Raw genomic sequence first — 12,156 nt, 5'->3', positions numbered from 1 at the left:
ACAACAGTTTCATAACCGGGATACGCTTATGACCCATTCATCCCCCAATTCCGGCAGCACCGCCCAAAGCCTTGCGCCGATTTTTATTTCCCACGGCTCTCCGATGGTGGTCGCGCGTCAAAGCACACCTGCCTATGATTTCTTTATCGGCGAGTTGTCGCGTCTGACCGATGGCGTGCGCGCAATCCTGATCGTCTCTGCCCACTGGCAAACCGGTGAACCGACCATCTCGACCGCACCGCGCCAGGAAACCATTCATGATTTCTATGGTTTCCCGAAACCGCTCTACGAATTGCAATATAACGTTGCCGGCGACCCGGCCCTGGCACAGCAGATCGCCGATCAGATCGGCATCGCCACCGACAGCACCCGTGGTCTTGATCACGGGGCATGGATGCCAATGTATCTGGCCCGCCCGAATGCCGACATTCCGGTGTTTCAGCTTTCCATGCTGGGTCGTGGCGGCCCCAAAGAACATTATGAACTGGGCAAAAAACTGCGCAGTCTGCGTGATCTTGGTGTTCTGGTTGTCGCCAGTGGTGCGATGACCCACAATCTGCGCGCCATTGATTTCAACGAAGGCCCGCCGGAAAACTGGGCAACCGATTTCACCGACTGGATGCTGGGTAAAATCAATGATGGCGATATCGATGCCCTGCTTGATTATCGCGGCACGGCCCCCGGCGCAAAAATGTCCCATCCCGAGGATGATCACCTGATGCCGCTTTATGTCGCACTTGGTGCCGCCCCCGAAGGTTTCAGCGCCGCCCTGCTTCACAACAGCTACGAATTCGGAAGCCTCGCCATGACGGCATTGCGCTTTAACGATCCCGACGGCAACCGCCAGGCTGCCTGACCTGCCATCGCGTCCCCAGCGAAAAGGCCGGAAGAGGTCTCTTCCGGCCTTTCCTTATGCGCTATGACGCCCCTAGAACATCAAACGAAGTCCGGTCACGAAATAGGTCGCCTCGTAATCTTCGCCGTCATGTTTGGCAAAGTCGGCCGTATCCCCGAACTTCCGTTCATAGGACACACCGATATAGGGCGACACAGCCCGGTCAATCAGATCGTAACTAAGCCGCAACCCAATCTCGGCACTTGAAATCCCCTTGCCAACCTCGATTTCCCGATCCTCGGAAAAGGCCGCATTGATCTCGAACGATGGTGTCAGGACCAGCCGGTTGGTAATCAGCCCCTCATATTCGACATCAAGCCGCGCCGAACCATCACCGGTTTCGCTCACGAACAGATCGGCATCAATTTCAAACCATTGCGGCGCAAGCCCCATGACCCCGACCGATCCATACCAGCGATCCGTCCCTGTCGGGGTATCAAGCCGGACCCCGGCCTTGGCATCGAAAAAATCGCTAATCGGGGTTTGCAGCACCAGCCGGTTTTCAAGTTTTTCATTGATATCGGCATCAAGGTCGCGTTCGCCTTCACCTTGCCAGCGCAGCTTAAGCTCGTCCGTGCCGACAAAGGCATCCGCATCCCAGACCACGCGTTTTTCGTTTTCATCGCCAATGCGATATTCAAACTGCTCGGCCTGGAACCCGTAATAGATTTTGCCTTCTGCCGCCTGCCCGACCACCGGAACAAACGCCATCACAAGGGCCGTAACCGCACCCTTTTTCATCTGATTGTGTGTTTTCATGATGGATTATTTCCCGTTCTCAAGTTCGGCGACCGTCGGCCCGCCTTCGACAATGACTTTGCGGAACATTCCCGTCGCCATGTGGTAGCTCAGATGACAATGGAATGCCCATTCGCCGGGTTCATCGACTTCGGTTTCCGAATAGACCGTGGTGCCGGGATTGATGCTGATCGTGTGCTTGACCGGGTTCCATTTCCCCTTGCCGGTATCAAGGATCGACCACATGCCATGCAGATGCATCGGGTGGGTCATCATGGTTTCATTCACAAACTTGAACCGCACCCGTTCGCCGTATTTCAGACGGATCGGTTCGGCATCCTCGTATTTCACGCCATTGATCGACCAGCTATAGCGTTCCATATTCCCGGTAAGGCGCAACTCGATCTCGCGGGTGGCCGGACGTTCGGCATAAAGCGGCTTTTGAGCCTTAAGATCGGCATAGGACAGGAACTTGCCGCCATTTGCCGCCTTGGGGATCAAACCGCTGCCCGCGGCATAAAACGGATCGGCCTTTTCGCCCATATCCATATTTGAATGATCCATGCCCGCCATGTTCGAATGGTCCATACCGGCCATCGCATCCTTGTCATCGCCGGACGGATCAACGCTTGTCATCGCCCCATGATCCATTCCGGCCATATCGCCGTGGCTCATGCCCATATCGGCCATGGTCAGCAACGGTGCCTCGGTGCGCAGTTCCGGCATCTCGGCCCGCATTCCTTGTCGCGGTGCAAGGGTGGCAAGGGCAAAGCCCGACCGCCCCATCGATTCCGCCAAAATCGGATAGGCCTTGTCTTCCTTGGGCTGGACAATCACGTCATAGGTTTCCGCAACCGAAATGCGAAACTCATCGACTTTGACCGGTTGCACATTATTGCCGTCCGCCTGCACCACCGTCATTTCAAGACCGGGTATCCGCACATCGAAATAGGTCATCGCCGATGCATTGATGAAACGCAGTCGTACTCGTTCATCGGGCTTGAACAACCCGGTCCAGTTCTGATCGGGCGACATGCCATTGATCAGGCCGACAAAGCCCTGCACATCCTCGATATCGGTTGGCATCATCCGCATCGATCCCCAGTCACCGCGTTCCGACAGGGTCGCACCAAGACCGTTTTTCGACACATCCTCAAAGAAGTCGCCAAGGGTGCGCTGTTTGCGGTTGTAATAGTCCGGCATCATTTTCAGATTGCGCAAAATGCGCTCCCCGGAATGCGGATGCTTGTCCTTCAGAACCACGACATATTCGCGGTCAAATTTGAACGGCTCTCGCTTTTGCGGTTCGATAATGATTGATCCATAAGCCCCGTCCGGCTCCTGAAAACCGGAATGGCTGTGGAACCAGTAGGTCCCGCTTTGCGAAACCGGAATGCGATAGGTAAAAGTCTCGCCCGGCTCGATACCGGGGAAACTGATGCCCGGCACCCCGTCCATCTGATAGGGCAGGATCAAGCCATGCCAGTGGATCGATGTCGCTTCATCCAGATTATTGGTGACATTGATCACCGCTTCCTCGCCTTCCCTGAACCGCAAGGTCGGCCCGGGCGATGACCCGTTATAACCGATACCGCGCGTTTTCATCTCGCCGGTATCAATGGTCACGTAATCGACCGAAAGGTCATATTTCGCCGCCTGACTTGCCGAAGACAACGCAAGCACCGCCAGCGCCCCCAAAAGGGTGCTTTTCACAGTTTGATATTTCATCTGATAAATTCCCAAAACACTCGGAAATGCCAGAGGCACGGGGGAAAACCCCGGCCTCTGGCACCGCAAACCGGCTGGTTTATGACTGCAAACGGACCTTGCCCATCATGCCGCTTTCATAGTGGCCGGGCACGTTGCAGGCGAATTCAAGCTCGGTATCAGCCGGGAATGTCCAGATGATCTCGGCGGTTTTTCCGGGTTCAAGAAGAACACTGTTGGGATCGTCATGTTCCATGGTCATGCCGTTGCCCATATCCATCTTCATCTTGTCCATATGGATTTTGTCGGCATCAAGCGCGCCATGTTCCATCATCATCATCATTTCTTTCTGATGATTGGCATGCATGGCCGCCGTTCCAAGATTGAATTCATGGACGAATTCACCCTTGTTCTCGATCTGGAACTTCACGGTTTCATCGGCCCGCACTTCGATGGTTTCCATATCAAAGAAATTGTCTTCCATCGTGATTTTGATGGTGCGGGTGACATCGGCGGCCTTGCCCGGCGCGCCGATATTGATGTTTTCCATCCCGTGACCGGGGCTGGCAAAACTTGCCACCGGGGCGGTCATCAAGGTGCCGATAATCGCGGTTGAAAGGACAAGACGGGCAACGAAAGACGTTTTGAAATTGGGCATATCATGCTCCTGAAAATAATCATCAGAATGATTGCCGCCGTTGCACAAACACGTGCGCATGCTTTGCTGTTTGCCCATTGGGGATCAAACAAACGACGGCGTTTTCTTTAAAACGGGATTATTTTCAGGCGCGCGGCGGCTTATAGCTGCCATCCGCATCCGCGGAAACAAGGGGCAAATCCTTGACCCAATAGGTCACAGTCGTAACAACCGGCATGAACATCGCGGTTGCGCTGTGATCTTCGATAAACGGTCCACATACCGTCATGCCGCAAATATCGGCATGGGATGAAAATGGATCGTGGGAAACCGGCTGTGCGATATCACTTATCATCGTGTGATGTGCCTGGCCTGATCCGCCGTCATGCGCCTGCACGGTGCCATGCCCCGACAGCAACACTGTCAGGCTCATCATCAGCACAAGGATACAGGCAATAAAACGCAACGGATTTTTCCATCGAAATTAAACGCCAAATCGTTAAGCCCGCAACCAGCCGTGGTCAAGTGGCAATATTGTGGCACGTCCTACGCATTTGTTTCGATTGTATTTTTCGTTAGATCGCCAATATTCACGGCGGCACACTTGTCACATCCCGTCCGGACTTTTACGATTACATTGCCATCAACAACACCACCGGATGAACCATCATGCTGCGTCAGGATCAATTCACGCTGGACGTCAAAACAAATGATCAGGGACTGACTGAAATCACCGATCAGATACAGTCATGGGTTGCCCGAACCGGCATCACTTGCGGGCAACTGACGGTCTTTGTCCGCCACACATCGGCAAGCCTGACCATTCAGGAAAATGCTGACCCCGATGTCCGTCTTGATCTGGAAACATTCTTTGCCCGGCTGGTTCAGGAAAATCCAAGCCTCTATCGCCATACCTGCGAAGGCCCGGACGATATGCCCGCCCACATCAAATCGGCCCTGACCGATGTGTCACTTACCATCCCGGTCGCTGACGGTTTTGCCATGCTTGGCACCTGGCAGGGCATCTATCTGTTCGAACACCGCCACGCCCCGCACCGCCGCCAAGTCATCCTGCATCTGATCGGGGAATAACCGGCCTGCTTTGCACCGTGCCTAGGCCGCAAGTTCCGGCTTGCTGGCCCACAGCCCCACAGTCTGCACTTCAATCAATTCGCGCAGGGTCGCGCACATGTCCTCGCAGTCGAAATTCTGCGTGCTCATATGTTCGTGGACCGTAAACAGGAACAGCGCCATCAGGCTTTTGCGGATCATGGTAGGCGCAAGATTGGGATTTAGCTCGCCACAAAACTGGGCTTCCTCGATCAGATCATCAATCGCCCTGATCAGGCCGCTGCTTTTCATCACGTCATTGACCGCCCCTTTGCGCGGGGTAAAGGCCATCTGTTGCATGATAACGGTCCAGACCCCAGGATGCAGGCCGATCTGGGCAAAGCGATAGGATGCTACATGCATCAGCTTGTCGACAAAGCACCATTCCGGATCCATCGTATAAAGACCCTTTTCAATCGCCTCGGCCATCTGCGCACCGATGCAGCACAGAACCAGTTCTTCCTTGGTCGCGAAATGATGGAAAATCGTGCCCTCGGCAACCCCGGCCCGCTTGGCGATCTCGCGCGTTGATGCGCTTTGCAAATCACCGCTTTCCAGACAACTGCGTGCCGCCTCAAGGATCTTTTGGCGGGTTTCTTGGCGTTGGTTTGCCCGAATGCTCATCGGGGCCTCCTATTGGTCAAGTGCACTCACTGAGTAAACTCAACTAATACGAAGGCCCCGCATTGTCAATTGCGCTGAAGAGCGTCCTGCGTGGTCGAACCGGTCTCAAGTGCCGTTTCGATCACCGGTCGGCTGCATGTTGCCAGGATGTCTTTTTGCTGCTGATAAAGCGCCGTTGAAACATTCATCGCACCCAGCACGGTCGAGAACAGATTGTCGTGCGAAAACGCCGCATTCTGGGCCGCAGCGCCAAGGCAATCGGCCTCGATCTCCTGTGCGGTTTGATAGCCTTGCGACATCCACATCATCATCGGCACATGGGTTTGTTCATCGGGTGCAAAGACATAGGGCGCCCCATGAAGATACAAGCCCCCCTCGCCCAGTGATTCCCCATGATCGGAAACATACAGCAGCACGGTATTAAACCGGTCCTGATAGGTTTTCAGTTTCTCGACCAGCTGGGCAACAACATAATCGGTATATCGAATGGTGTTGTCATAGGTATTGACCAGTTCCTCGGCCGTGCAATTTTCAATATCACTGCGCGGGCAATCCGGGCCAAAGGCGCGTTGCGCGTCAGGATAACGCTTGTAATAGGTTGGCCCGTGGCTGCCCATCAGGTGAAAGGCGATCAACTGGTTCTGCGCCTTGTCGCTCACTTCCTGATCAAGATTGCGCAACATCACCTCGTCAAAACAGGTGCCAAGTGCGCAGTCTTCCGGGAAATCCTTGGCGGCGATTTCGATGGTCGGAATGCGGTCACACACCCCTTTGCATCCTTCGTCATTATCCTTCCAAAGAACCTTGACCCCGGCCCGGTTCAGAACATCCATCAGGCTTTCGCTATGCCGTGCGGCTTCGCCATCATAATTGGCATGATCCATCGGCGAAAACATGCAAGGCACCGAAACCGCCGTTGCCGTGCCACATGACTGCACATTCTGAAACGCCAGAAGCCCGTCGATTTTGCTGGTGAACGGTGATGTCGGCCGGTCATAGCCATTGGCCGCCACACTTTGCGCCCGCGCGGTTTCCCCGATCACAAGGAACATCAGGGTCGGCTTTTCATCACCGGACTGTTTCACAAGGCGCGCATCCTCGCCAATCTTGTGAAACGGCATATCGGCATAAAGATAGCGGCGCTTCACATATTGAATGGTGCCGGTGATGTAATTGGACGGGATGACTTCCTTGCCCAGTACCTTGTTGTTGCGCCCGACCGATGCGTAATCCTTGAAATACAGCCCCGCCAATCCGCCAAGCATCACCAACGGCACCGCAATCATCACAAAGCGCTGTGCGATCCCGTGCAACACGGTTTTCGGATAACTGACCGGCACCAGCAAAAGCACAATTGCCGGCACAATCCCGGTCACAACAAACCACAAGGTCGCAGACAGACTGAAATAGGAAAAGGCCTCGGTCTGGTTGGTCTCAACCACGTTTTCGATCATGCCACGATCAAAAACGATGCCGTATTTGGCCATGCCATAATGGGCAAGCGCACTGATCAGGATCAGGACAATGAAAAACGGCTTAAAAAGGTATTTGAACGAAAAAGGCGTAAAGACAACAAGCGATGCAAAGACCAGAACGAACGGCGCACTGATCGCAAAGCCAAGGTCATAATCCCCAAGCCCGCCCAGAATGTCGTAAAAATGCCCCAGCAGCCTGGTATTGAGAATCAGCGCGAAATACGCCGCCAGCGCCACAAGAACAATGCGATAATCAATGGGTGCAAGCCGTGTAACCTGCGGCAACAAACGGAAACGGGGCATGAAGGCTACCTGTCATGTGGGCACATCTACCCCGCACCGGAAAAACCTTCTCCGCCTGATCATCAATCAACGGAAGCGCATCGTTCCTGCGGGGCAACTGGCCGTTCGGCCAATGCCCTCACACCTAACGCGCGAACCTGACAGGAACCTGAAAGCAGTAATCACCTGCTTGAAAATCTATGGAAAAATCTTGACTATGCCGCGACTTTCACCCGTTTGCGGCGGGCCTCGCGCATACCAAGATAACTGTGCGCAACCAGGGTCGCGATGACGATTGTGCCGCAAATCAGCGTGGTTTTGCCGGGCACCTCATCAATGATCAACCACACCAGAAACGATCCAAAAATCGCTTCATTCAGCATGATCAAACCGGCTTCGGCCGCCGGGATTTTCTTGGCGCCCGCCGTGATAAACAGGAACGCACCAGGCAAAACCACACAGCCCAGCAAGATCAGCCATATCGGATCAAGCGGTTCAAGCATCATGGGGCTGGCACCGGGCACCATGACAAGAGTGCTTAAAAATGCCCCGATCATCATCGCGCGCACCGCATCAATATGGTTGCGTGCCCCCACCACATTGAAATAGCACGCCATGCAAATCGCGGTCGCCAGTGCCAGAAGATCGCCCAGCATATTGGCCCCGCCAAATCCCGCACCAACGATGGTTGCCAGCGCCACAAACACCACGACCGAGGCCAGCCATGTGCGCGCAGGCAAGACCCGCTTGAACACAAACACCGCAATCAGGGCTGCCAGCAACGGCGTTGCGGCAATGATCACCAATGTATTGGCCGCATCGGTATTGCGGATCGACAGGATAAAGCACGCACTCGTCCCGCCATAAAACAACCCGGCCAGCATTTCATCACGGGTCGGCATAAGGGCATCCCGGATTGACTGGCGTCGCTGCATCCCGCGCCAAAGCGCAATCAGCATCAGGGTCGCCCCCAAAAGAAACAGCCGCCAGAACGCCGTCGTAATGTCATCGGTCTTGATCATGCGCACCAAAAGCGCATCCGGGCTGATGATCATCACCCCGATCAGAACAAGCCACGCCCCATGCAAATCAGCAATCATTGACCGTGCCGCACCCATTGTTCCTGTTTCCCTGCCAATCTTTTTAAACGTTATTTTCGTTGGCTTTCTTGTGCGATGGATTGCCGCCGAAGACAAATCGAATTTTCTCAACAATCAACCCGATCCGGTCGACCTCTATTTCACACAAAAGAAATGGTTTTGTTCTTCTCGAAGGCCCGCTAAGTTTGGGCACAAAGCATCGCCACCAAATTCAAAAGGGATGAAATATCATGGCTGGAAAAATCGACGCACGCCTTGCCGAGCTTGGCATCACTCTGCCGCAGGCCACCGCCCCGGTTGCCAATTACGTGCCCTATGTCGAGTCCAACAACCTTGTCCATATTTCCGGTCAGATCACCATGGAAAATGGCGAACTGAAATTCGTCGGCAAACTCGGCAAGGATTTTGATGTCGAAACCGGCCAAAAGGCCGCCCGCCTCTGCGCGCTTAATCTGGTTGCACAGCTCAAGGCCGCCATCGGCGATCTTGATAAAGTCACCCGCGTGGTCAAACTGAACGCCTTTGTCAATTCCGCCCCGGAATTCACCGATCAGCCCAAAGTCGTCAATGGCGCATCCGACACCATGGTCGAAGTTTTCGGCGATGTCGGCAAACACGCGCGTTCTGCGGTTGGCGTCGCATCCCTGCCGCTGGGTGTTGCGGTCGAAATTGACGGCATTTTCGAATTTGCCTGATCGATCCTGTGATCGCACACATCAAAGCCGGGCAAATGCCCGGCTTTTTTCATGGCAATCTCATCACAATGCCGCTTGACCTGAACCGCACTTCAGGTCCGATAAATCTGCGCATCATCTGATTTCAAAGGATCATCATGCGTATCTTTATCACGGGCGGTACCGGGTTGATTGGCGCGGCCATCATCCGCAATCTGGTTGCCCATCAATACGATGTCTTTGCCCTGGCCCGCAAAGCTTCAAGCGCCCGGAAATTGCAATCCCTTGGCGCCACTCCGATTTACGGGGACATCACACAGCCCGAAACCTGGACCAGCCAACTATCGGAACTGGCCCTGGGATTAAACGGCGTCATTCACACCGCATGTGATTTTTCCGATGCCATGCCCGGGATTGATCAAAACCTGCTCGATCATCTGATCCCGGCCCTGCACCGGATGCCAAACCCGGTCAAATTCATCTATACCGGCGGAAGCTGGCTGTTCCCGGCTTGCACGGCTGATGCCCCCATCACTGAAACAACCGCGTTTGATCCATTACCTGAATTTCGCTGGATGGTGCCGGGGATCAAACGGGTTCTTTCTGATCAGGGACTGCACGGCATGGTCATTCACCCGGCCTGTGTCTATGCCACCGAGCCCTTCGGCTATACCGGCCTGCTGGCCCCGCTGATCGAAACCGCACGCAGCCATAATTATGTTAACGCTGTTAGCAGAAATACCGTCTGCCTGCCGATGGTACATGCCGATGACCTTGCCGATCTTTATCGGCTGGCACTGGAAAAGGCAGATCGCGGTGCCTGCTTTAACGGGGTCGCCCTTAACGGCATTTCAAACCGGACCACCGCCGAACTGGTCGCGCATTCTTTCGGTGGGGTGGATTGCACCATCCGTCCAATGTCCCTGCCCGCCGCCATGCAACAATTGGGCGGCTGGGCCCGCGGGCTTGGCCGTCATCAGCATCTTTGCAATCAAAGGGCTGTGGATGAACTGGGCTGGCATCCCCGCCATCTTGATTTCGAGGCGGATATTCGAAACCTTGCCGGCGTGTTGGCCGACGCCTAGCCGTTATTGCTGATTGTCTTAAGCCCCGCAACACCGCCAATGATCATCAACAGGAAAACACCCTTAAGTGCGGTCATCGGTTCCTTGAAGAACATGATGCCGATGATCGCCACGGCCGCCGTACCAAGGCCCGACCACACCGCATAGGCCACACTGATCGGAATCACCCGCAGACACAGCGAAAGTGACCAGAAACTAAGCCCATAGACGGTCAGACTAAGAACCGTGAACCGCCAGTCGCTAAATCCGTTTGAAAATTTAAGCGAAACCGTGCCCACGACCTCAAGACAGATCGCGACAAGCAGATAACCCCAGGCAATCATCCCAAAAATCCTGTGAATTTGGTGGTGATACATAATGACCAAACAAAGCCGGGACCAAGATGACCGATCAATCCCCCGGACACAATCCCCGCGATCCGCATAGCGCCATGCATACCGAAACATGATTATTTCATTGCGCTCAAACCTGTTTTAGTGGCACCCGACCTGCATCAATCCAATCGCCAAAGAGATTGCGTATAGTCCCGCAACAGGGCACATTGCCGAAACGATTGCGGGCCTGCCCTGCGCTGAGTTCGAAGACAGGAAAATACGATCATGATCGAAACCGATATTCTGATTGCTGGTGGCGGTATCGCCGGAATGAGTGCGGCGGCACGTTTTGCTGCTGACGGTCATCAGATCATGATTATTGACCCGGCCCCGGCCGACATTGGCGAAGGAACCGATCTTCGCACCACCGCCTTTCTCGAACCGGGCATCGAAACTCTAAAAAAGGCTGGCGTATGGGATGCCATCAAGCCGACCGGTGCCGAATTGCGCGTCATGCGCATTGTCGATGCGGGCGGCGACGAATGGCGTCCGCGCGAAACCGCCGATTTTGACGGGGCCGAAACCACACAAGGGTTCTTTGGCTGGAACGTCTCGAACAAAGCTGCCCGCGTATCCCTGATGGCCAAGATCGCGGAACTGGACAATGTTGATTTCCGGTTCTCGACCACGGTGACGGGTTTTAAAAACACCTCGCGCTTTGGCGAAGTCACGCTTTCAAGCGGTGAAACCGTACGCGCCAAAATCGTCATTGCCGCTGATGGCCGCAATTCCAGCTTGCGCGACATGGCCGGGATCAAACACAAACGCTGGGCCTATGATCAAAGTGCGATTGTCTTTGTCGTCACCCACGATAAACCGCATGACAATATCTCGACCGAAATTCATCGTACCGGCGGTCCGCTGACCCTTGTGCCGATGCCTGATCTTGATGGCAAGCCCTGCTCGTCCGTAGTCTGGATGACGCCTGCCGCCCGTGCCGATGAGCTTAACGCCATGAGCAACGATGCCCTTTCGGCCGAGATCACCCACGATACCATGAACCTGTTCGGCCCGCTGACCGTTGCATCGCCGCGTGCGGTCTGGCCAATGATTGCACAGGTGCCCAATCGCCTGATTGCCGCCCGCCTCGCCCTGATCGCCGAGGCCGCCCATGTCGTGCCGCCAATCGGCGCGCAAGGCCTTAATATGAGCCTGCATGACATCGAAACCCTGGCCGAACTGATGGCAAAGGCCAAGCTGCACGGCAAGGATATCGGCGAAACCCCGCTTTTGAAATCCTATGAACGCCGCCAGCTTCCCAAAACGCTGGCCCGTGTCGGCGGCATTGATCTGCTGAACCGCGCCTCCATGCTTGAACCCAAACCGCTGCGCGACCTGCGCTATGCCGGACTGTCGGCAATCAACCGCATCGGCCCGCTTCGCAAACTGGCAATCAAGGTTGGGGTTGGCAAATAACGCCAGCAACATTTCAGAAACGCAAAAGGCCGCCCGTTC

General features: G+C 54.9%; 13 protein-coding genes. 5 read left to right on the top strand and 8 right to left on the bottom strand.

The annotated features are described in order from the left end of the window. Nucleotides 1-28: 28 nt before the first annotated feature. Entirely contained in the window at nucleotides 29-856 is an 828-nt protein-coding gene (locus TH19_RS11235) for a DODA-type extradiol aromatic ring-opening family dioxygenase (RefSeq protein WP_114102437.1), read from the top strand. Between the two features lie 72 nt (nucleotides 857-928). Here TH19_RS11235 and TH19_RS11230 read toward each other — a convergent pair whose 3' ends face one another. From TH19_RS11230 to TH19_RS11215, 4 genes are all read right to left on the bottom strand, one after another. Further along, a complete protein-coding gene (locus TH19_RS11230; RefSeq protein WP_114102436.1) occupies nucleotides 929-1,654 on the bottom strand; it encodes a copper resistance protein B in 726 nt (241 codons plus the stop codon). 6 nt (nucleotides 1,655-1,660) lie between these two features. After that, nucleotides 1,661-3,361 carry a copper resistance system multicopper oxidase gene (locus TH19_RS11225; RefSeq protein ID WP_114102435.1) on the bottom strand — a complete coding sequence of 567 codons (1,701 nt, stop codon included), beginning with the start codon at nucleotides 3,359-3,361 and terminating at the stop codon, nucleotides 1,661-1,663. Between the two features lie 79 nt (nucleotides 3,362-3,440). After that, nucleotides 3,441-3,998: a cupredoxin domain-containing protein gene (locus TH19_RS11220; protein WP_114102493.1), complete on the bottom strand. Its 558-nt coding sequence runs from the start codon at nucleotides 3,996-3,998 to the stop codon at nucleotides 3,441-3,443. Nucleotides 3,999-4,122: 124 nt separating this feature from the next. Further along, nucleotides 4,123-4,443 carry a hypothetical protein gene (locus tag TH19_RS11215; RefSeq protein WP_114102434.1) on the bottom strand — a complete coding sequence of 107 codons (321 nt, stop codon included), beginning with the start codon at nucleotides 4,441-4,443 and terminating at the stop codon, nucleotides 4,123-4,125. A gap of 203 nt (nucleotides 4,444-4,646) precedes the next feature. On the opposite strand from TH19_RS11215, the gene TH19_RS11210 reads away from it, so the two are divergent. Then, nucleotides 4,647-5,069 carry a secondary thiamine-phosphate synthase enzyme YjbQ gene (locus TH19_RS11210; protein ID WP_114102433.1) on the top strand — a complete coding sequence of 141 codons (423 nt, stop codon included), beginning with the start codon at nucleotides 4,647-4,649 and terminating at the stop codon, nucleotides 5,067-5,069. Between the two features lie 21 nt (nucleotides 5,070-5,090). Here TH19_RS11210 and TH19_RS11205 read toward each other — a convergent pair whose 3' ends face one another. The 3 genes from TH19_RS11205 to TH19_RS11195 form a co-directional block, all read right to left on the bottom strand. Further along, nucleotides 5,091-5,711, bottom strand: a complete 621-nt coding sequence (locus tag TH19_RS11205; RefSeq protein ID WP_114102432.1) for a TetR/AcrR family transcriptional regulator — start codon at nucleotides 5,709-5,711, stop codon at nucleotides 5,091-5,093. 65 nt (nucleotides 5,712-5,776) lie between these two features. Next, nucleotides 5,777-7,489, bottom strand: a complete 1,713-nt coding sequence (locus TH19_RS11200) for a phosphoethanolamine transferase (RefSeq protein ID WP_114102431.1) — start codon at nucleotides 7,487-7,489, stop codon at nucleotides 5,777-5,779. A gap of 194 nt (nucleotides 7,490-7,683) precedes the next feature. After that, nucleotides 7,684-8,586 (bottom strand): DMT family transporter, encoded by a 903-nt coding sequence (locus TH19_RS11195; RefSeq protein ID WP_114102430.1) that lies wholly within the window; start codon nucleotides 8,584-8,586, stop codon nucleotides 7,684-7,686. A 212-nt stretch (nucleotides 8,587-8,798) separates the two neighbouring features. On the opposite strand from TH19_RS11195, the gene TH19_RS11190 reads away from it, so the two are divergent. Further along, nucleotides 8,799-9,263 carry a RidA family protein gene (locus tag TH19_RS11190; RefSeq protein ID WP_114102429.1) on the top strand — a complete coding sequence of 155 codons (465 nt, stop codon included), beginning with the start codon at nucleotides 8,799-8,801 and terminating at the stop codon, nucleotides 9,261-9,263. A 137-nt stretch (nucleotides 9,264-9,400) separates the two neighbouring features. After that, entirely contained in the window at nucleotides 9,401-10,327 is a 927-nt protein-coding gene (locus TH19_RS11185) for an NAD-dependent epimerase/dehydratase family protein (RefSeq protein ID WP_114102428.1), read from the top strand. Here TH19_RS11185 and TH19_RS11180 read toward each other — a convergent pair. Beyond that, on the bottom strand, nucleotides 10,324-10,650 hold the full coding sequence (locus TH19_RS11180; protein ID WP_114102427.1) for a DMT family transporter: 327 nt from the start codon (nucleotides 10,648-10,650) through the stop codon (nucleotides 10,324-10,326). The two genes, TH19_RS11185 and TH19_RS11180, sit on opposite strands and share 4 nt — an antisense overlap. A 276-nt stretch (nucleotides 10,651-10,926) precedes the next feature. Between TH19_RS11180 and TH19_RS11175 the strand changes: the two genes are divergently transcribed. Continuing rightward, nucleotides 10,927-12,117 carry an FAD-dependent oxidoreductase gene (locus TH19_RS11175; RefSeq protein WP_114102426.1) on the top strand — a complete coding sequence of 397 codons (1,191 nt, stop codon included), beginning with the start codon at nucleotides 10,927-10,929 and terminating at the stop codon, nucleotides 12,115-12,117. Nucleotides 12,118-12,156 lie beyond the last annotated feature (39 nt).

Source organism: Thalassospira profundimaris (genome assembly GCF_003326675.1).
GTDB classification, from domain to species: domain Bacteria; phylum Pseudomonadota; class Alphaproteobacteria; order Rhodospirillales; family Thalassospiraceae; genus Thalassospira; species Thalassospira aquimaris.
The sequence above is the reverse complement of the archived record's forward strand: the minus strand, read 5'-3'. Positions and strand labels throughout refer to the sequence as shown.